The sequence below is a fragment of the uncultured Microbulbifer sp. genome, assembly GCF_947504145.1.
Taxonomy (GTDB): Bacteria; Pseudomonadota; Gammaproteobacteria; order Pseudomonadales; family Cellvibrionaceae; genus Microbulbifer.
This window is the reverse complement of record NZ_CANNGQ010000002.1, coordinates 571,647-591,949: the sequence shown is the minus strand read 5'-3', so window position 1 is coordinate 591,949 and position 20,303 is coordinate 571,647. Positions and strand designations below refer to the sequence as shown.

Annotated in this window: 14 protein-coding genes; 5 read left to right on the top strand and 9 right to left on the bottom strand. The window is 55.9% G+C overall.

Annotated elements, in window-relative coordinates:
- Positions 1-3: 3 nt before the first annotated feature.
- The 3 genes from Q1A74_RS09040 to Q1A74_RS09030 form a co-directional block, all read right to left on the bottom strand.
- Positions 4-1,662 carry a hypothetical protein gene (locus Q1A74_RS09040; RefSeq protein ID WP_299594910.1) on the bottom strand — a complete coding sequence of 553 codons (1,659 nt, stop codon included), beginning with the start codon at positions 1,660-1,662 and terminating at the stop codon, positions 4-6.
- Positions 1,663-2,059: 397 nt separating this feature from the next.
- Complete coding sequence (locus Q1A74_RS09035) at positions 2,060-2,479, bottom strand: VOC family protein (protein ID WP_299594908.1); 420 nt, start codon at positions 2,477-2,479, stop codon at positions 2,060-2,062.
- A gap of 217 nt (positions 2,480-2,696) precedes the next feature.
- The gene (locus tag Q1A74_RS09030) at positions 2,697-3,809 is read right to left on the bottom strand and encodes an acyltransferase (RefSeq protein ID WP_299594906.1); all 1,113 of its coding nucleotides are present in this window, start codon (positions 3,807-3,809) and stop codon (positions 2,697-2,699) included.
- Positions 3,810-4,056: 247 nt separating this feature from the next.
- Between Q1A74_RS09030 and Q1A74_RS09025 the strand changes: the two genes are divergently transcribed.
- Complete coding sequence (locus Q1A74_RS09025) at positions 4,057-5,664, top strand: ABC-F family ATPase (RefSeq protein ID WP_299594903.1); 1,608 nt, start codon at positions 4,057-4,059, stop codon at positions 5,662-5,664.
- On the opposite strand, the gene Q1A74_RS09020 is transcribed toward Q1A74_RS09025, so the two are convergent.
- Positions 5,661-7,301 carry an acetolactate synthase large subunit gene (locus Q1A74_RS09020; RefSeq protein WP_367275374.1) on the bottom strand — a complete coding sequence of 547 codons (1,641 nt, stop codon included), beginning with the start codon at positions 7,299-7,301 and terminating at the stop codon, positions 5,661-5,663. The genes Q1A74_RS09025 and Q1A74_RS09020 overlap by 4 nt on opposite strands.
- A gap of 437 nt (positions 7,302-7,738) precedes the next feature.
- Between Q1A74_RS09020 and Q1A74_RS09015 the strand changes: the two genes are divergently transcribed.
- Positions 7,739-7,948: a cold-shock protein gene (locus Q1A74_RS09015; RefSeq protein ID WP_299594901.1), complete on the top strand. Its 210-nt coding sequence runs from the start codon at positions 7,739-7,741 to the stop codon at positions 7,946-7,948.
- A gap of 97 nt (positions 7,949-8,045) precedes the next feature.
- Here the strand turns inward: Q1A74_RS09015 and Q1A74_RS09010 are convergent, their stop codons facing one another.
- Positions 8,046-9,800, bottom strand: coding sequence for an ABC transporter transmembrane domain-containing protein (locus Q1A74_RS09010; RefSeq protein WP_299595580.1), 1,755 nt, complete (start codon positions 9,798-9,800; stop codon positions 8,046-8,048).
- Positions 9,801-10,012: 212 nt separating this feature from the next.
- Here Q1A74_RS09010 and Q1A74_RS09005 point away from each other — a divergent pair, with 212 nt between their 5' ends.
- Entirely contained in the window at positions 10,013-10,402 is a 390-nt protein-coding gene (locus tag Q1A74_RS09005) for a DUF3574 domain-containing protein (RefSeq protein ID WP_299594865.1), read from the top strand.
- 31 nt (positions 10,403-10,433) lie between these two features.
- Here the strand turns inward: Q1A74_RS09005 and Q1A74_RS09000 are convergent, their stop codons facing one another.
- Entirely contained in the window at positions 10,434-11,897 is a 1,464-nt protein-coding gene (locus Q1A74_RS09000) for a hypothetical protein (protein ID WP_299594863.1), read from the bottom strand.
- Between the two features lie 376 nt (positions 11,898-12,273).
- On the opposite strand from Q1A74_RS09000, the gene Q1A74_RS08995 reads away from it, so the two are divergent.
- Positions 12,274-13,200 (top strand): transglutaminase domain-containing protein, encoded by a 927-nt coding sequence (locus Q1A74_RS08995; RefSeq protein WP_299594861.1) that lies wholly within the window; start codon positions 12,274-12,276, stop codon positions 13,198-13,200.
- A gap of 28 nt (positions 13,201-13,228) precedes the next feature.
- Here the strand turns inward: Q1A74_RS08995 and Q1A74_RS08990 are convergent, their stop codons facing one another.
- Both Q1A74_RS08990 and Q1A74_RS08985 read right to left on the bottom strand, forming a co-directional pair.
- Positions 13,229-14,251, bottom strand: a complete 1,023-nt coding sequence (locus Q1A74_RS08990; protein ID WP_299594859.1) for a hypothetical protein — start codon at positions 14,249-14,251, stop codon at positions 13,229-13,231.
- 70 nt (positions 14,252-14,321) lie between these two features.
- Complete coding sequence (locus tag Q1A74_RS08985) at positions 14,322-17,186, bottom strand: hypothetical protein (RefSeq protein WP_299594857.1); 2,865 nt, start codon at positions 17,184-17,186, stop codon at positions 14,322-14,324.
- A 436-nt stretch (positions 17,187-17,622) separates the two neighbouring features.
- Between Q1A74_RS08985 and Q1A74_RS08980 the strand changes: the two genes are divergently transcribed.
- On the top strand, positions 17,623-18,000 hold the full coding sequence (locus Q1A74_RS08980; RefSeq protein WP_299594855.1) for a RidA family protein: 378 nt from the start codon (positions 17,623-17,625) through the stop codon (positions 17,998-18,000).
- 52 nt (positions 18,001-18,052) lie between these two features.
- Here Q1A74_RS08980 and Q1A74_RS08975 read toward each other — a convergent pair whose 3' ends face one another.
- Entirely contained in the window at positions 18,053-20,302 is a 2,250-nt protein-coding gene (locus Q1A74_RS08975) for a transporter substrate-binding domain-containing protein (RefSeq protein WP_299594853.1), read from the bottom strand.
- Position 20,303: the final 1 nt, after the last annotated feature.

Here is a 20,303-nt window from a genome sequence, read left to right as displayed (position 1 = left end):
TCCTTATTCTGCCGGCTCTACGGCACACAGGCGGTTCAGGTCGACAATGGTTTCCAGACGGTCCTCAAGCTTCGCGTCGGCAATTGCCTGCTGCACAATCCGCTCGCGCTCGTTGGCCAGGGTCTCTTTGTTCGCCGCGGCGCGCTGAATCGCCATCGCATATTCATCCAGCGCGTCGGCCTGCCCGAGCAGCGCTTCGACGAGGACGCTGTCAGTGCGCATGGTGATTCGTGAATCATTCAGCAATACACCATCCACAGGATTACTGGACTCTTCCTGGCGGAGGGGACCGGTTTTGAAACGGTAGTAGCTGGTGGGCGTGGGAACAGGGAATTCGCCATCACTGTCGAGGGTTGCCGGTTCGATTTCTATACGCGTACCGTGGTCCACCAGATTTACACGCTCGAGCGTCGGGACCATGACATCTTCGTTGTCGGCAATATAGCCGGCAATTTTCAGGATGGCGCCAGCCACTTGTGGGATTTTGCTGGCAACAACAAACTCTTCCAGAAAGCCCAAAAGCCCGGAGATCGGCACTTCGCGCCAGGAGTCGCGGCGGCCGTTAGTGAAGGCCACACGGACGTCTTTGAGGTGCAGCTTGGTAATATATTCCTGGTTGAGTTCGCGAAACACAAAATTGAGAACCCGGCGCATGTTCGCATTGCTGATGGTGCGCTCGATAATAGTTTCTGACCCGGACTCCTCTTCCCGTTCGGAGCTGCTGGTCACGGACATCTCACGCTTGCTGGATGACTCAGCAGCATGCTCTTTTACCGATTCCGCAGCCTGTTTGGCAAACTGCTCGCGCCCGCTGGAATACTCTCCACTACCACCACCAGACACACTGGCACTGCCGAAGCCCCAGCTGGCGGAGACCTCAGCCTCCACGTGCCACTCCTCGGTTTTGGATTTGGTTTGCTTGTCAGTGGTCTCGTTCTGAATCTTGTCGGCAAAGCGCTCGCGCGCGGACTGCTCGTGGGAGTCGATGATGCTGGAGGATTCTTCACGGCTTTCCTTGGTACTCTGCCAGGTGCGCATGGAAATACGCGTGGTTTCTCCGGGTAGCAGGGTGAAGGTTTTCACCGTTTTCCCCATGCCGTAATCGCCGAGGAAGGAGCTGACGCCGTAACGTTCCACCAGAAATATCTTCGGCTTTTCCGGTGCATCAACCGGGTGCGGGGTATAGAGCAGGTTTCCAGCCCAGCCAACCGTGGGTACCAGCACAATACCGGTTTGAATACTTTCCTTGAAGACTTCCGGGTCAATAGCGTAGTTGAGTGCCGCAATGGTATGCATTTTAGGGCTTGCATTTTTTGCGGTGGCGGTCGACTCCACTGCTGCCCGGGCAGGTTTGACGTCGAGTGGCAGCCGGGTAACCCGAGTGCTGATGCGGTGAATACTCTCGCTGAGAAAGTTGTTCACTTTGGCGTCATTGGGAATCAGGTTCTCTTTCACTTTCGGGTCGATACCGAGTGAGTCTTTATATGAGGTTCCCGCCGATTTGGCCTGGGTGGTGAAATCGTTCGCGTTAAGGCCAAGATCCAGCTCCATTATCCGGCGGCCGGTATGGGCACCGGGCAGAGGTACCTGATAGTTTATCTTCGCAGGCTGACCCGCTTCGCTGAACTGAATTGCCTTGGGTTCATTATTTGTATCTGGCATCACTAAATTCCTTTTTGCGGTAAATGAATACGGTTGAGTATTGACAGGCATTTACGCTACCCAGGCTTCTGTATCCTTCCTGGACAACCAGAGCGCGCGGGGAGAGTATCAGTGAAGTATTTTTCCAGACAACAGTTCAAAAATGGGATTAGCGACAGATATTCTCGAAGCGAATCAAACTAAAAATTGGTGAGCGGCAACTGTTTGATATCGATAAGAAATACTGAATAAACACGCAGATAACAGTTGGCGTACATCGTCTTACACGCGATTACATTCGGTGTCTTTTGATCACAGAAAACGCGTCGATAACTGGCACCACCGTGTTATTTATTTCGAAGGCCGTAGGCAGGCAGTGTATTTATTCAGAACGATAGCGGTGAACGCAGTGACAAAGCTAAGTCCTGAACATCAGTTCCGGGTTCACCATGGATTTCATTTCCAGCACGTTACCGTTGGGGTCTTTGATAAAGAACGTTTCCTGCTCGTATTCGTCACCAACAAAACGGCGGTAGGGTTTATCCAGATACTCAAGGCCGGCGGCATTGATCCGCGCTTTCAGCGCCTGAAACTCATCATCGGGTAAATGCGCGCCGAAGTGTGGCACCGCTACGGCCCCCATATCCACTTCGTGGCGCACATTGGGCAACTGCTCACTGCTCTGGTGCAGCGTGAGCTCGTTGCCCCAGAAATCGATATCCACCCAGTGTCCCGCTTCACTGTTGCCGGTTTTACAGCCGAGTATGTCGCAGTAAAACCTCCTGGCAGTATCCAGATCTCCGGCGGGGATGGCGAGATGCATACAGTTGGATTTCATGGTGTCTCCAGATTGGACCGATGCAAGCTGTCCCAATACTAGCAAAGCCCACACCCCAGCTGTTCAAAAACCGGACAAATTTTACTGCCCCGCCGCCATACTCTTTGCTTTCCGCGGATACCACCAACAGAAATATTTTCACCAGGATGGTGGATGCTGATACGTAAAATCGAATACAGCCAGACATACCCAAGTAACTGTACAGATTTCCAGACCACTAGGTTCCACGTTGCACGATCATATGAGTCGAGGGGGTTGCCCCTCGCAGGCTAAAGTATCGCCCCAGGCGAATAGAAGGTCGCTCAATGACGTAATAAGTGACGGTAGCCAACACGATTGTTATCGCAGCAGCCACTGACATGTACATCCAGAGTCCCCATGATTCGGTAAACCCAGCCCAAGGTTGCCTCTGCGCCCAACGAATAAGCACCATGGAAACCGGATGAAATAGGTAAATGGAATAACTGATCAACCCAAGCCACGCCAACGGTTTTGGCACAGGCCATCTGACAAACATAGCCGCAATAAAAATACCCAGTGCCATCAAATAAGATACGCCGAATCGTATCGGCTCTTGAGTGAATTGAAACCCGAGCGAATAAAGAAAGAGCACCATCGCGGGGATACCAAATACGGCCGCTGGTGCAAGCGCAAATATGAGTCGATTATGGAGGGAATGCTCACCCAGGAATATCTCTCGAATAATCGCCCCGCAGAACATGATCGAAAGAAAGTAAGGGATATACTGCAGTTCGGATGGGAAATCACTGCCTTTCAATACTGTCCGAAAAGCCAACTCAGCCCCGACAAACAATACCAATAGCAGCGCCGTCGCTAAAATTAGAAATGGCACACTCCGCATTTTTCCAAAGTAAAATATCCCCCCGCACAAGAGGTAGAAGATCAACTCGACTTGCAACGTCCAGTACAGTCCCTGGATGTGCGAGTAGCCGATGATTTTCTGTATCATTGTGAAGTTAGCGACCAGGGTCGCCGTATCCCAACTGTGCGCGGCGAAGGCGGAACCCACCAAAACAGCCAGCACCACGGAAGCCCAGTACACAGGGTAGAGGCGGAAAAAACGGCGGATAGCAAATGTTCGCACAGCGCCTGGTCCAGACGAAAAACTGTACGGGATGATAAATCCCGATATCAGGAAAAAGCAGACGACACCGATTCGACCGAAGTCCACACTCCAAGCCACATCCGCGAGCCAACTGCCTCGTTCGGCAACACCGGGGAGCTTCACAAAAGATTCTGATGTGTGCTGCCAGACCACGAGCAAGGCGGCAATACCGCGCAGCGCATCCAGATGGGCCAATCGGTTCAATGGAGACTCCTGTCAGGTTGTGACTATGTAAGTGAAATCGAGCAGCGCAAAATACCTCATACGGGAGTGTGGAAAAAGTAACTGTCACCCACCCGAGCTGGATGCTTTATAGACAACTTGCTCGACATACCACCCCCAAGCCCTTATAGTGCGCGGCCCGCCGTACCTCTGCGTTATGGCGACGCTGGCTATCCGCGCGCGTACACAGCCACGCTCCATTCACCTGCAAGCCCCCGGGAAGACTCTCTTGATCACCACCGCCAATATCACCATGCAGTTTGGTGCACAGCCGCTGTTTGAAAACATCTCTGCCAAGTTCGGCAACGGCAACCGCTATGGCCTGATTGGGGCCAATGGCTGTGGCAAGTCCACCTTTATGAAGATCCTGAGCGGCGCGCTGGCACCCAGCGCAGGCAATGTGTCCATCGAGCCCGGCTGTACGGTCGGCGTTCTGAGCCAGGACCAGTTTGCGTTTGAGGAGTACTCGGTGGTCGATGCGGTGATCATGGGCGACACCCGCCTGTGGGAGATCAAGCAGGAGCGCGACCGTATTTACTCGCTACCGGAAATGAGCGAAGAAGAAGGTATGCGTGTGGCCGACCTGGAGGTCCAGTTTGCAGAGCTGGACGGCTACAGTGCGGAGAGCCGCGCGGGCGAGATTCTGCTGGAAGCCGGGATCGAAGAATCCCTGCACTTCGGCCCGATGAAGCAGGTAGCACCGGGCTGGAAGGTGCGGGTGCTGCTGGCACAGGCACTGTTTGCCGACCCGGACATTCTGCTGCTGGACGAACCGACCAACAACCTGGATATCCACACCATTCACTGGTTGGCGGAAGTGCTGAACCAGCGCAAAAGTACCATGATCATCATTTCCCACGATCGCCACTTCCTCAATCAGGTCTGCACCCATATGGCAGACATCGATTACGGCGAGCTGCGCGTATTCCCGGGCAATTATGAGGATTTCGTTGCGGCATCCACCCTGATTCAGGAACAACTGCACGCGGAGAACGCCAAGAAGTCAGCGGAACTGGAAGAGCTTCAGTCGTTTGTAAACCGCTTCTCCGCCAACGCCTCCAAAGCCAAACAGGCCAGTTCGCGCGCGAAAAAGATGGAGAAGATCAAGCTGGACGAGGTGAAGCCTTCCAGCCGGATAAAACCCTATATCACCTTCCAGCAGAGCAAGAAGCTACACCGCCAGGCGCTGACCCTCGAAGGCCTGTCCCACGGGTTTGCAGGCGAGCCGCTGTTTGCCGGTGGCGAGATGATCCTGGAAGCAGGCGCGCGCCTGGCAGTAATCGGCGAGAACGGCGTGGGCAAGACTACCTTTCTGCGCTGCCTGGTGGACCAGCTACAGGCCAACAGTGGCGTGGTGAAGTGGTCGGAGAATGCAGCCATCGGCTACTGCCCGCAGGACGCCAGCGCGGAGTTCGACAACGACCTCACCATCTTCGAATGGATGTCCCAGTGGCGCACCCCCAAGCACGATGACCTCGCCGTGCGCGGCATGCTCGGCCGCCTGCTGTTTACCGCCGACGACGCCAACAAGAAGGCACGGGTCTGCTCCGGTGGTGAGAAGAACCGCCTGCTGTTCGGCAAGCTGATGATGATGGACACCAATGTGCTGGTGATGGACGAACCCACCAACCACCTGGATATGGAATCCATCGAGGCGCTGAACAAGGCGCTGTCACAGTATGAAGGCACACTCATATTCGTCAGTCACGACCGCCAGTTCGTGTCCTCGCTAGCGACCCGAGTGCTGGAAATCAAGGATCACAAGCTGAACGACTTCCAGGGAACCTATAACGAGTACCTGGCGGACCGTGCGAGGCTGGAAGCCCAGGCAGCCTAAAGCTTGCGCGACAGCTCGCGGATTTCCCGGTTAAGGATGCGGTCGTTGTCCGCGTAATCCACCGGCACATCGATCAGGTGCACCCCACCTTCCTGCATACAGCGCTCGATGGTGGGGCGCACTTCCGCGGTGGCCTCGATTCGGTGACCACTGGCACCATAGGATTGCGCGTAAGCGACAAAATCCGGGTTGCCGAAATCCAGCCCGAAATCGTGAAAGTCCATCTGCGCCTGCTTCCACTTGATCATGCCGTAACCGTCATCCCGCAGCACCAGTATCACCAGGTCGAACTTCAGCCGCACCGCCGTTTCCAGCTCCTGAGAGTTCATCATAAAGCCACCGTCGCCGCAGATGGCGAGCACACTACGCCCTGGATAGACCAGCTTCGCCGCCATTGCAGAGGGTAACCCGGCACCCATGGTGGCAAGCGCATTGTCGAGCAGCACGGTATTCGGCGCGTGAGCCTGGTAGTTGCGCGCAAACCAGATTTTGTACATGCCGTTGTCCAGCGCGATGATGCCGTCGGCGGGCACCGCCTCGCGCACTTCCTTGACCAGCCGCTGCGGTTTAACCGGGAAGCTGTCGTCCTGCGCCCCTTCGTGAATATGTTTTTGCAGTGCATTGCGAATGCGATGTGCGTCGGCAAAGCTCCAGTGCTCCTGCGGCTCCAACTTCTCCTTCAGCTGCCATAAGCTGTTGGCGATATCCCCCACTACTTCGATCTGTGGAAAGTACACCGGGTCCACCTGGGCGGAATTAAAGTTGATATGCACCACGGCCGGACCGCCGGGGCGCATAAAGAACGGCGGCTTTTCTACCACGTCGTGACCGACGTTGATGATCAGGTCGGCCTGGTCGATGGCGCGGTGAACAAAATCCCCATCGGACAGCGCGGTGTTACCAATGAAGTGTGCGCTCACCTCATCAATCACGCCCTTGCCCATCTGCGTGGTCACCGCCGGCACACCCAGCTTGGCGACAAATTCACGCAGTATTTTCGCGGTGAGCTTGCGGTTGGCACCGGCACCAATCAACAGCAGTGGTTTTCGTGCAGCGGCGATCGCCTGGGCGGCCTGGCACACGGCTTTGTACTCGGCAATAGGGCGACGGGTGAAGGTGGGCTCCAGCACCGGCATGGTGGACTGTTCGCGAGCGATATCTTCCGGCAACTCCAGGTGGGTGGCGCCAGGGCGCTCCTCCTCAGACAGGCGAAATGCTTCACGCACATGGGCGGGCACATTGTCGCCACTGACGATGACCTTGGTGAACTTGGTCAGCGGCTGCATCATGTCGACGATATCAATGATCTGAAACTGGCCCTGCTTGGAGCTTTTGATGGGTTTCTGGCCGGTGACCATCACCATAGGCATGGCGCCCAGCTGCGCATAGGCCGCGGCGGTGACCAGATTGGTAGCGCCAGGCCCGAGTGTCGACAGGCAGACGCCAGCATTGCCGGTGAGACGGCCGTAGGTAGCGGCCATAAAGCCCGCGGCCTGTTCGTGACGGCCGACGATCAGTTTGATTTTGGAGCCGCGCAGGGATTCCAGCAGGTCCAGGTTTTCCTCACCGGGGATCCCGAACACAAACTCGACGCCCTCCGCCTCCAGCGCACGCACGAACAGATCCGATGCTTTCACGATAATCCCTTGTCTGTATGAACGGTTCCGACCGTCTACCGATACCCACAGGCCTCTGTTTACGGGTTTCGTTTACGGACTTTGCTGATGGGCCATGTTTACGAGCTTTTCCACGCCGTTTGGCGCAATTTGAGCCATGCGGCGAGGCAATCCGCTGAATAGCAGCCTAGCAGACCACGGGGGAGCCACTCCCCGCCACTTGAACAACACTGGACAGTCTCTGAACGATTTCTAGACAGGGGGGCGATATGCGTATAGAGTACGCCCTGCTAGAAAGAAAGACTTTTATTTATACCGCTATATCACTGTCGTATTTGTAATCCCATGATCTGGTTTTACCAGATTTGGTTTTACTACGTCCTGCAGTTATTAAGAGCCTTTACATCAAGCACTACCCGCCTTTCGAGGCAACACTCTTTTTAATTCAGGAATTAGTTATGTCTAATACAGTTACTGGAACCGTTAAATGGTTCGACGAAGCAAAAGGTTTTGGTTTCATTGAGCAGCAGTCTGGTCCAGACGTATTCGCTCACTTCAGCGCCATCACCAGCACTGGCTTCCGCACCCTGACCGAAGGCCAAGCCGTTGAGTTCACCGTAACTCAAGGCAAAAAAGGCCCGCAGGCTGAAAACATCGTAGTGGTTTAATTACCCTTCGGATGTGAAAACGGGCCCTTCGGGGCCCGTTTTTGTTTGTGCTCGATTCGATTTTCTTTCCACCGCTCTATTTCCCTGCCCCCTCGACCTACGCCCCCGGTGATACCTGCCGCTCCGAGTCCTGAAACTGCAGCTCCGCCAACCGCTTGTACAGCGGCGACATTTTGACCAGCTCCCGATGACTGCCCTGCGCCACCAGTTCCCCATTCGCCAGAACGGCAATGCTGTCCGCGTGCAGAATGGTCGCCAGCCGATGGGCAATGATGATAGTGGTGCGGTTTTCCATCAGGGCCTGCAGGGCCTGCTGCACGTGGTACTCGCTTTCCGCATCCAGCGCGCTGGTGGCTTCGTCCAGTAGCAGGATTTTCGGGTCTTTGAGAATCGCGCGGGCGATGGCGATGCGCTGTTTCTGGCCACCAGACAGGCGCGTACCCTGCTCCCCGAGATGGCTGTTGTAGCCACCCGGCAGCTGTTCGATAAATTCGTGGGCATGGGCGGCCTTGGCGGCGGCTATCACCTCTTCATCGCTCGCTTCTGGCTTTCCGTAGCGGATGTTGTACCAGACATCAGCAGTAAACAGGGCCGGCTGCTGAGGCACCACGGCAATCTGCCGGCGCAGGGCCCCGGTATCCAGTTCGCGGATATCCGTACCGTCCAGCGTAATACGACCGCCCTGGGGATCGTAGAAACGCTGCAACAGCTCCAGCAGGGTGGACTTGCCGGCGCCAGACGGGCCGACTAATGCCAGGCTTTTACCGGCGGGCACATTCAACTCGAGTTTCTGGATCGCGGGGTGATCGGGGCGCGCGGGATAGCAGAAGTCCACCGCCTCAAACACCACCTGCCCCGGGCCGCCGCCGGGGTGCAGAAGCGGCTCGTCGAGACTGCCGGCGGGTATATCCGCTTGCACATGTAACAGATCCATCAGGCGCTCGGTGGCACCGGTAGCCCGCTGCAATTCGCCATACACTTCGGAAGTGGTAGCCACGGCTGAACCCATCATCACCGCGTAAAACACAAACGCAGCCAGATCGCCGCTGGACATGCGCCCGGCAATCATATCGTTGCCACCAACCCACAATAGCCCGCTCACTGCGCCAAACATCAGCAGGATCACTACCGCAATCAATAGTGAGCGCTGACGTATGCGCCGTTTGGCCACATCAAATGCCGTTTCCACCTCCGCACCAAACGCCCGCATCTCTGCACCCTCGCGGGTGTAGCTCTGCACGGTTTTGATGTGCTGGATGATTTCACCGGCGTAGCTGCCCACATCGGCGATGGAGTCCTGGCTGGCCTTGGAAAGCTTTCTCACCCGGCGGCCGTAGAGCACGATGGGCAACAGCACCAGCGGCACACCAATCAGCACGATCAGGCTCAATTTCAGATTGGTAATCAGCAGCAGAATCAGTGCGCCCACGAACATCAGCGAACTGCGCAACGCCATGGAAAATGAGGTACCGATAATATGCTGCAGCAGGGTAGTGTCAGTAGTGAGGCGCGACATGATCTCGCCACTGCGGTTGGTCTCGAAATAACTCGGGTGCAGGGTCACGATATGATCGAACACCGCCTTGCGTAGATCAGCAACCACCCGCTCCCCCAGCCAGGAGACGAGATAGTGGCGCGCGTAGGTGCCGAGGGCCATCAAGCCAGCCAGTATCAGCAGGATCACTACTGCATGCGCAAGAGCTTCGCTGGAATCTCCGGTCAGCCCTCTATCGACCAGCAGGCGAACACCCTGTCCGATGGCGAGAGTAACGCCAGCGGTAAACACCAGCGCCACGCCGGCACCCAATAGAACCGATTTATAGGGGCGCATGAAATGCCAGAGTGCCGACATCATCTGACCTGCGCTCATGCTGGCGGCAGTATCCGATTTGGCATTTTCTACTTGGCGGGCAGTGTCTGGCTCGGGAGTGGCGGGCATACAAATTCGCAGATTGTGGGCTAACTTGATAGGGCGCCGCCGAGTAGGCCGTGCGCAACGATGTCGAAGGAGTCTTACACAGAACCATGCACAGGGCACGGATGAAGAGGCTGGCGAGCGTAATAATGGTTGCAGCCCTTGCGGGCTGCAGTTCTCAGGCGGTGTTGCGCTGCGAATCGGGGCAAAGGTTACAGTTTCACGATCTGCTGTATTTCGGCACCTCGAGAGGCGATGGCGGGCAGCACACTGTCACCACGGCTGAATGGAATGTCTTTCTCGGGGAAGTGCTGACCCGCCACTTCCCCGACGGCCTGACCGTGCTGACGGGTACCGGGCAGTGGCGTTCCAGCTCTGGGGCCATCGTGCGCGAGGGCAGCCACGTACTATCTCTCGTTCACCCCGGAACGCCCGAGACGGAAACCTCCATCACTGCCGCGGTCGAAGCCTACAAAACCACCTTCAATCAGGAGTCCATATTGCGCGTACGCAGCCCGGCGTGCGTGGCCTTTCTATAGAGCGTTTTTAAAGGTGTCGCGCATGATCCTGCTACAGGGTACACCGCGAAAGGACACCGGTAACCGCGTCATCATCCTGTATGCGAATTCTGCGCGCCATCTTCTCTTCGACGCTCAAGCCGTCGTGTACGATTACCAGGTCTGAACGATCCTGGTCCCAGGAGCGCACCAGGTCGCAATCAGCGGTTTCAGTATCCACCATCAGATGTTCGATGGACATTTGCGCAATCCCCGACCAGTCCTTCACTTCGGAATCCCACAGCTCCATGCGCGCACTGGTATTGGTAAACCTGGGCAACCCATCGAGTTTGGAGCGGTAGAACATCAGCGCTGAGAGTTTTTCCGGCAACGATGTTTTTGCAATACCCTCGATATCAAAATTAGTCAGCGTGGCTTCGTCCAGATTTTTGAACTGAAAAAGTTCATCCAAGGATATTTGTGAGTTCTCCTGAGCCAGGCAGGATATTTCGGTGAACTCTTCCATAAACTGGAAGCCTTCTTTCGCGACAATCGTATCGATGCAATTTGCCAAGGCTGCATTGTTGACGCGCAGCGATGCCATAGGTGTATAACCAACCCGGCTCACTTCCACATCCAGAATATACTTATTGTACTCATCGGCGACCGTGCCAGTGATACGAAAACTAAAGAGCTTGCTCGAATCACTGCGAAAGGGCTCTGGCAGTACCAGTTCAAAATTTTCGTCTACAGTCACACCGTCACTGAACTCGACGTTCTTTATGTCAGATGGATCTCTGACATCGATCGGCAGCTGTCGCCCCAACCATAGCGGACGCATCGGCAAGACGCTGCGCTTGCGGGTGTACTCTTCAACTTCCAGCGGCTCAGCGCCTCGTTCAAAACGATCGTCGTCTGAAATTTCTTCATCTGCCGCCCGCTCTGAGCGCGCTTCCATCTCCGACTTGGTCAACCCCATGGCTGCCGGCACCATGCAAATTTTGAACATTTCGGTCAAGTTACTCATGCCCGCTGCGAATGAGGCGGTCGAGCCACTGAGGCCTGCCAGTACTGCACCGCCCTCTTCCAGACCGGCGCTCTGGAATTCTCGCAAGGTATTGGCCACCCGTTGCTTCTCCGCGATAACACCCTTTAGATTCGCAGCAATTTCAGGGAAATAGCACGGAGATTCTTCGTCGAGCTTTCCGAATAACACTTCAAGTTCCTGCTGGTACTGGGTACCCAAGGCCAGCGCCTTATCCATATTGTTGGCCAAACGGCTGTACACGCCAGACTCTACCGCGGCCTTTGCGCTGCCGGTTTCTTCCAGCGTTCGTGTCAGCTCCGCCATATGTGCGCTGTATTCTTCAGTTAACGCCCGATCTTGCTCCAGTAGTTGTTCGGTGCGCTGAGAGAACGCTTTGATCTCGTCCAGCGTATCGGTGTCTGGTGCACAACCAGCAATCAAGCTCCCCGCCGCGATGAATGCCCACACTAGGATAAAACCAGGCATTCCTTTCAGGTTTTCAACCAACATTTCCTCATCCTTGTAAATCTACGAATTAAACAGTCAGCCAGGCCCCATTCAGTTCGCGAATAGCCAGCGCTGCTGAGAGTGTGTGTACCGCCAAGCGGCGACCATCCTACACAAGATTTACCACCAAAAAAGTTACACGGTGCAGGTGAACTATTTGGATTTTGTTCAGCAGGGCACAAAACCGCTGAATATCCGCGCTAGCGCACTGTATCGGCTTTACCGTCCACCGACCCACCTCCTCCATTCGCCGCAGCAGAAATTGGTACCACCGTGCCACCTGTGCGACTCAACGGATTTATCGGTAGGTTCATCGACCGAATGCATCTTTAGCAAAATTTTTGTGCGTCTATAGTCGCATCAACAGGAGGATCAACCAATGCGATGGATGGCGGTATTGATGGCGGTATTCCAGTTTGGCTGCGCAAACGGTCAACTGCCAGCGACCTTTCCGACGCCTGAGCAGCGCACATCCACTTCATTGGATACGGTGCTGGCGAGAAATTTGGACGCGCCGAAACCCGTAGAACGGGCTGGCACCCGCTCTACAAACGGAAGTACTACCCATGCGCGAGAACTGTTGTCGCTCAGCCCGGAAATGAAAGCCTTGGTCGATTCGATCGACCCATCGCTTAGCCCAAAGCAGCGGTTTCGGCGACTTCTTCGCACATTGAAAATGCAGCACTTTGAACTAGAGTACGACCTGAATAGCACCACCACTGCGTCGGAAGCGTTTGCACTACAGCGCGGGAACTGTATTTCGTTTGCAGCTTTGATCGTAGCTTTGGCACGAGAGGTGGGACTGGAAGCGCACTTCAATCAGGTACATGCACCAGTGGAGCGCCGAACCATTTCAAGTGGCCGCGGCCAGCTACTGGTTCAGAATTTCCTGCATATCAACGCAGAAGTCTCGCTTGGCTGGACCACGCGGATATTCGAGTTCAACTTCGAACCGCGCTTTAATTACCGGCATCAGGTATTGAGCGATGCGACAGTGCAGTCGCTCTACCTGAATAACCGGGCACTGGAAATGGTCAAACTGAAACAGCACGACGATGCACTGTCGCTGCTGGAGGAAGCCTTGACGCTGACACCGGACGCCAGCCTGCTGTGGAACAGCCTGGGATACGCGTACCGGCAGGCCGGCAACCTGGAGATAGCGGAGCTCAGTTATACCCGTGCGCTGGCATTGGACGACAAAAATACGGCGGCCGAAAATAATCTTCGCTGGGTATATCAGCTGCAAAGCACACGCAGCCTATCCCGATCAAACGATGAACCCGATCACAGCGGCAAAGAGTCCTGACGGCGGCGCCTGTAGCGACTGACAACAGTTACCAGCGTGCCGCCATTCCCATGCTGACCGTCAGACTGTGAGCCTCAGCGAAATTGACGTCATCAAACCCGAGCTGGAGCTTCCAGATCTGCTGGTCATCGGTAAATGCCAACAGCCATTGTCCGCGGCTACCCTCGTAACCGATATACGGATTGCCGGGCAGTGTTCCCCATCGCATACCGGGCCGGTAAAACAGATCGCCCAGAAAATACTCCAGGTCCATGGACCATTGGTATCCATTGCGCTGTTCCGAGTAATGGCCGAGCGCGTAAACCGGCATGGAAAACTCGTGGTCTTCCAATTCGCGCCAGCCGGAAAATACCGGAGCCAACTGCACTTCGTCTTCAATATCCCGGTCGGCGGTATCGAACTTTCCGTGAGTATAGGGCGCGCGCTCAAAACGCATCACGTTATAGGCATCCTGAACCTGCAGCGAAAGCACCCGGTCGTTATCCCGATAGCCCGCGATAATATCCACGGAGATGCCCTCGCCCTCCGGCTGCTCAAACTGATGCTCCAGCAGCAGGTCGTCGGTATAGCGGTAATCCAGCGAGGCGTTGCCGCTAAAAAACTGCTCGCCGGCACTCATCATGCCGTCGATGGTACCGTCCTGAAATTCCCGCGCCTTGAGCACACTCAGATCGGCCTGCAGGAAAAGACCATTGTAGAAACTCCAGCGGCGGCGAAGCTTGATGCCATCGGCCAATAGCTGAAGCGCGTCGAGGTAAACCGGTACGGCACCTTCTGGTGGTGCAAGGTCCGCTTCATCGCGGTAATAGAGGTCTGCGGTGGCGTGGTTGTACTGCAACTGATAGTCATAGCGCAGGGTGTAACTCATCCCCCAGTCGCCGAGCCAGCCTCCGGCATCCACGCGGTTCCGCGTCCAGGTGCTGTCTCCAGATTCCGGGGCGTTTTCCCACTTTCCGGCAAACTCTCTAATCGGCAGTGCCTCACTTACCGTGCGGCTGTAAAAATTCAGTGTCACTTCGGGGCTGGGCAGTGCGACTGACTGTAGAGGCACATTCATCAGCCCCAGAAACAGAAAGGGCCACCCAAGGTGGCCCGTTCCGTTTCTGCGTGAGTCACACTGCTTAGAGCAGGGTCTCGATTGCATTGTCGATCCAGGTAATCAGATAGATATCGTTTTCTTTGGTCAGGGTACCGTAAACGGTGCCGTCTTTGGTGATATATCCGCGCAGGGTTTCGTCTTCGTCGCTATCTGCGAACTCCACCATAAATGCTGCACCTGTGCCGTCCGTCAGGGTGGCTTCGGAGAGATCTTCACCGGTGTAGTCGATATCGATGCGCAGCAGGTCCGCGCCCCAGGACAGGGTCAGGGCCACTTCACCCAGCTCGTATCCGGTGCGCTTGGCCACCAGCTCCATGTCCATTTCCGGCAGGTCGGCAGAAAGTTTGCCTGCAGCGTTTACCCGCAGGGTTGCTTTCGCGTAACGGTTTTCTGCATCCACATCGAGGTCTGACGCATCAAGATAGGAAGTGAGCGAGCCGCTATCGGCCGTGCCAAATACGGACTCAGTCCAGTAGCCTTCATCCCACCAGTTCTGCGGGCCCGGGTTGTACCAGCCTTCACCAGAAACATACGCTTCTACATCGGACAACAAATACTCATAGTCTGCAGTAAAGAGAATACGGATATCTTCAGGGATACCGGCCTCTTGCGGGGTAGCGCCACGTACACACTGCTCGCTGTCGTAGTCCCACCAACCCCAATGCGGTTCGCTCTCACAGTCAAAGGCGTTTGTCGCCTCAGGCACGAGGGTGTTTACGCCCCAGATTCCGTATTGCCCATTGCCGGGACAGTAGGCGATACCTTCAGTCACACAGGAAACATCAACGAAATGCTCACTGTAGCCTTCGTACTCAACGCTCGAGTGCGCGTATGTGACGGTAGCCTGATTACCTTCCAGACCATGGACCAAGGTAAGCGTATTGCTTTCTTCATCGTAAGAAAAGGTAGTCAGATCGTCGCGCACACGACCTTCAGCAATGAAAGCAAAGTCATCCACATTGTCCAGCGTTAGCGATACCGCAGCTTCGATAGACGTCTGCTCGCCAAGGTCGCTGAATACACCTTGCAGTGCGACTTTTTCCGGCAACAGGGAGAGATGATCATTTTGCGGTGAAAGTGATTCCAGGCCGGTGGACTTGCGAACACCCAGTTCCACGATACCGTCAAAGCTGTAATCGGCGTTTGCCAGGGTGGCGTTCACCAGCAGTCCGATACGATCGATTGCAGGTTCGCCCTCACTTTCTTCACCAAAGCCCTCACTCAGTACCAGCGTAAGCTGTGAGTCAGCCGTTTGCGACAGGGCAAAGCTTGAATCGCCAAGGCTTGCCTCACCCTCAATGGCGAGCACATTTTCACCCGCGGCGAGCGCCAGACTTCCCGGCTCACCGGACAGCTCCGGAATGGTGATAGTGATATTTACGGCAACCTGATCGGTTGTGGTTTCCGCGTCGCCATCCAGGTCGTATATGCCGTTGGTTACACTCCAGACGTTGCCGGTATTGGCCACGTCACCTGCCGGGAAGTGTGCAATCGCGTCCTCCCGGGTAGCGTAGTCGGTGTCGTTGTAGAACTCATAGTCGTATTTATCCCACAGATAGCCAGCGGCATCGCCCAGGCTCTCAAGTGGTGTATTCAATTCCGGTTCATCGCCCAGCTCAACTGCAGACAGCTGGTTTACCAGTACATCGCTGACTTCGCGGAAAGCGGTAATCACATCAAGTGTCGATTCGTCTAACAGGTCTTCCGTGCCCTGCAGCTTGGCGATGATGTTGTCCTGGTTGTACGACTCGGATTCTTCGTCCAGCTCGGACTCAATTGCTTCGATGGCCTCGATAGAAACCTTACGCGCAGTCGCTACGAGCGCTTTTGCGGCTTCCAGGTTGGTCGCGTCTTCACCGACCACCTGCACCGGAGGCTTGCAGGTAGCACTGTCACCGCAGTTGTCGGCAACCGCTTGTTCGGCATCGTCCTGTGCCGCGCCCGCGGCATCGGCAACACCACCCAGGTCTTCATTATTGACGCTGGTCGCGGTGGCCACTGCATCAATCGCTTCGGTGACGGCTGACAGCATTTCCGCATTAACGGTGTTGGAGGCGAAGCCGGCGCTCAGACCCTGCAGCTGTGCGGCAACGTCACCACCTACTGCAGCCTCTTCGATCGCCGCATTCAGTAGCGCAAAACGCAGTTGCTGTTCATCGGCCTCGGCGGCACTGGTGAGATCCACCGGTTCAATGGTGGCCGGGTCGGCGTCCAGGCCGAAGGTTTCTTTTACGAACGCGTTGGCGGCACTGATGGAAGCCTGGGTCAGCGCAGCGCCGGCCTTTTCAGCAACCAATGTCGTGAGCGCAGTAATACTGCTGTCAATATGGTCCGCGGTCTCGTCGACAAACGTCACGGCGCTCAGGGTGTAGTCCAGCGCGTACTGCTCGCCAAATTCGATCACACCGTCGCTATCGGTGTCTTGGTCGTTGTCACCGGCGGTACGGCACTGGGCGGTATCGCAGGTTACCAGTGCAACGCCTTCATCCGGGCTGCTCAGTAGCAGTTTCACCGGGCCGCTGTAATTCTCAAGCGCGATGGAATAGGAGCCGTCGGTGGCGGTTTCAGAGGCGCCCAGCAGAGTACCATCTGCGCTGAAGGCTTCTACTTTGGCACCGGAAATAATGCCTTTTGCGGCGGTACCGCCAACAGGGATCGAGGAGCCGTTGCCGCCACTGCTGGAGCTGCTACCACTGGAGCTCGAACTGCCGCTGCTGGAGCTACTGGAGCTGGAACTACTGCCGCCAGAACTACTGGAGCTAGAGCTGGAACTGGAGCTGCTCGAACTTGAACTGCTTCCACCGTTGTCACCACCACTGCTGCTACCACCGCCACCACAGGCAGTGAGAGCAGTGACCGCGAGGGCCAGTGCGAGCTTTTTGTACATTCCTGATTCCCCTTTCAAGTACAAGTTATGTTGCTGCACCGCGTACCACCAGATGCCAAAATGCAGCGATTGAAGTCGTAGATATTCGCGACTCCGACAGGGAATAGTCGACACCAAGATCGTGACGCACATCACACTACCGGACTCAGCCGGAATGATGAATGGATAGTTTAAGCGCCACAATGGCCCTTTTTCGGCATTTTGATAGCTCTTTGGGTGTCAAACAGACGGTTTGCTCAGGAATTAAACGGAATTGGGAATTAACTCGTCGACTCGCAGGATTCCCGCACTCAGAAAACAGGTTTCACCTGTTACCGACCGACGCTTTGGTATCGGCAAGGAGCGTGGCATTATCCCGCGCCCAACCTATTGAGGCCCGAATTCCAGCCACCACAGGAATCCACCTCACGGCACTTTATTCTCAAGGAGACACTCGATGAGCAGAAAACTGATTTCCAGTGGATCGGAATTTGAAAGCAAGATCGGTTATTCCCGAGCGGTCGTCGACGGCGACTATGTTTTCGTGTCCGGGACTACCGGCTTCAACTACGCGACCAACAGCATCAGTGACGATGTGACCGAGCAAGCCGACCAGTGCTTTGCCAATATCGAGCAGGCATTGAAGGAAGCGGGCAGCAGTGTCGACAAGATTGCGCGAGTCACTTACATCCTGCCCAATCGCGATGATTTCAAGCCGTGCTGGCCTGTTTTTCAGAAGTGGCTGGGAGAAGTGCGCCCGGCGGCGACGGTGTTTGAAGCGCGCCTGCTGGACGACGCCATGAAGATCGAAATTCAGGTTACTGCGCGGAAGTGAGGCCTGACTGAGGCGCGGTGACGCTCTGCCGGTAACCGCGCCTCAAACTGTTTTACAGAGACTGCTCGGATATCCGTTCCTGTCGGGCGACGGAAAGGTAGCCGAAATAGCGATCTCGAATTTGCCGCACATAGTTCACCGGCTCACGCCCCCGCACATAACCAAAACGCGCCTTTTTGTAATATTCCGGCTTGGACAGCAACAGCATTGCGTCTTCCACGTTGTTGAACCAGCGGTTTGGATCCTTCCCCAACTGTTCCGCCAACACCCGTGCGTCCCGCACGTGGCCGTGTCCGGCATTGTAGGCAGCGAGCGTAAAATAAATTTTCTGATCAAACGGCAGGCTCCTTGGAAAGCGCTCTTCCAGCCAGCCCATGTACGCGACGCCCGCTCGAATACCGTTTTCCGGCTCGTACAACCCGGAGATTCCCATCTGGCGAGCGGTGCGCGGCATTACCTGCATCAGGCCGCGCGCGCCCGCAAAAGACTTTGCTTTGGGGTTAAAGCGGCTTTCCTGGTACATCTGCGACACCACCATGCGCCAGTCCCGATCGGCAGGGATCGCGTGTTCGCGCACAAGGGGATCGTAAGGGGACAGACTGCTGGTATCCCGCAAGCGCTCGCGCTGTTTTCGCTTCAGGCGCTTTTCCTCGCGGAAATATTTGTTGTAGGTAACGTTGAAAAACAGTCCGCGATAATACTTGTTCAGAAATGCATTCAACTGTCCCAGTAAAGCAGTCTGATCGCCACGCACCGCCCAGGCGATATCCCGCTCGCCGGAGATATCGCCAACCACCGCGAAGTCATCCCGGTAGGTCTGCTCGATGTTAACTAGGTGGGAATCGGCCACGGTATAGTCGTAGCGGCCCTCGACTACCGCATCGATCAATTGCTCGGTAGTGGCACCGGCAACAGGGAGAGCCTCCACAGCGGCGTCACTGGCTTCCGCCAGGATCGCCAGATTACTGTAGTAACTACTGAGCGGGTTTACTGCGACAGAACTGCCTTGCAAGCGTTGCATCACTGGCACCGCGGCTATATCACCTGCAGCGCTACCGTTGGGCACATTGTCGACAGCGGTAATTAATTGCTCGGTAACCTGCATATACGGGCGGGTGAATACCAGCCCCTGGGCTTTGCGCGATTCCGTCACGGTGAGCGAAGCAGCGATCAGGTCGCCCTGCCCCGCCGCCAGGGCCTCTGCCAGATCCACATCGGGACCAGGCACGACCATGCTCAAGCGCAAGCCGTGGTCCCGGGCAAATCGTTGCAGCAGGTCGTAGTCAAAGCCCATCAATTCCCCGCGCCACATAAAATACGATGCCGGGTGATTGCGGGTCAGCACGCGCAGGGTGCGTGTTTCCTGTATCTCTTGCCAGTCCCGCAGTGCGCTGGCGCGACGTTGCGCGGCAATTAAATGTTCTTCGGTAAAGTATTCATTCAGAGCCTGCTCGAGCTTCGCGCTATTTCTGCGCACGGCCCAGGCGATCGCGCGACGGCTATCTCGCAGGTTTTCTGCCTGTAACGCGGGATAATCGGTCAGTAGAACGTCGGCGAGATTACTGTCGATCACAGTCGCGTCAAATTCCCCGCTGGCAACCCCCTCGAGCAGCTCGTCCTGGGTCACCGGACCCTCGAGAAATTTCGCTATCAGTGCGCGGGATTCGGTGCTCTGCTGTTTCAGTGTTGTCGCGAAGGCGCTGCCTTTTCTCAGAGCAACGTCCAGGGTGGGTTTGCTCGCTGGCGCATCAGCACGGGTAATCAATTGTTCCTGCACGTATTCCAGCGGCCGGGTAAATGCGACCTGCATCGCCCGCTCGGGGGTTCGGGAGAAATTTACTGCAATCAGGTCGCCGTGGCCTTCGATCAACGCGGGAACAAGCTGAGCAAAATCATCCACATACACCCATTGCGGCTCCAGACCGCGGTCCAACGCAAACTTTTCCGCCAGTGCGCGCCATTCGCCAGTGGGGAGACCGTCGCGGGGCAAGGATTCTTCTTCCAGTCCGAGGGGCGCCAGTAAGCGCAGAGTTCCACGCGCGGCGATGGCATCCAGGTCGCCCTGCTCGATGTAATTTTCAAACTGGGGCAGAAGGTCCTCATCCGCCTCTATCTCCGAAGCGCGCTGATCAGCCACGGCTTCCGGGTCTTGCGGCGATTCCTGAACCGCGTGTTCACCACTTTTCTGATGGCCATCCTCACCACTACAGGCAGCAAGAAGCACGAGTATCGCGATACTGCAGGCCCGGAATACTGCCCGGACAGTCAGCAGTTTTGTTGCTCCACCTGCGATCGAAACCATC

Bases quoted from the DNA above. Each gene is read 5' to 3' on its own strand.
- Q1A74_RS08980 (WP_299594855.1), top strand. From the start codon at position 17,623: ATGAGCAGAAAACTGATTTCCAGTGGATCGGAATTTGAAAGCAAGATC.
- Q1A74_RS08985 (WP_299594857.1), bottom strand. From the start codon at position 17,186: ATGTACAAAAAGCTCGCACTGGCCCTCGCGGTCACTGCTCTCACTGCC.
- Q1A74_RS09010 (WP_299595580.1), bottom strand. From the start codon at position 9,800: ATGTCGGCACTCTGGCATTTCATGCGCCCCTATAAATCGGTTCTATTG.
- Q1A74_RS09000 (WP_299594863.1), bottom strand. From the start codon at position 11,897: ATGTTGGTTGAAAACCTGAAAGGAATGCCTGGTTTTATCCTAGTGTGG.
- Q1A74_RS09015 (WP_299594901.1), top strand. From the start codon at position 7,739: ATGTCTAATACAGTTACTGGAACCGTTAAATGGTTCGACGAAGCAAAA.
- Q1A74_RS09040 (WP_299594910.1), bottom strand. From the start codon at position 1,662: ATGCCAGATACAAATAATGAACCCAAGGCAATTCAGTTCAGCGAAGCG.
- Q1A74_RS09035 (WP_299594908.1), bottom strand. From the start codon at position 2,479: ATGAAATCCAACTGTATGCATCTCGCCATCCCCGCCGGAGATCTGGAT.
- Q1A74_RS09005 (WP_299594865.1), top strand. From the start codon at position 10,013: ATGGTTGCAGCCCTTGCGGGCTGCAGTTCTCAGGCGGTGTTGCGCTGC.
- Q1A74_RS08975 (WP_299594853.1), bottom strand. From the start codon at position 20,302: ATGGTTTCGATCGCAGGTGGAGCAACAAAACTGCTGACTGTCCGGGCA.
- Q1A74_RS08995 (WP_299594861.1), top strand. From the start codon at position 12,274: ATGCGATGGATGGCGGTATTGATGGCGGTATTCCAGTTTGGCTGCGCA.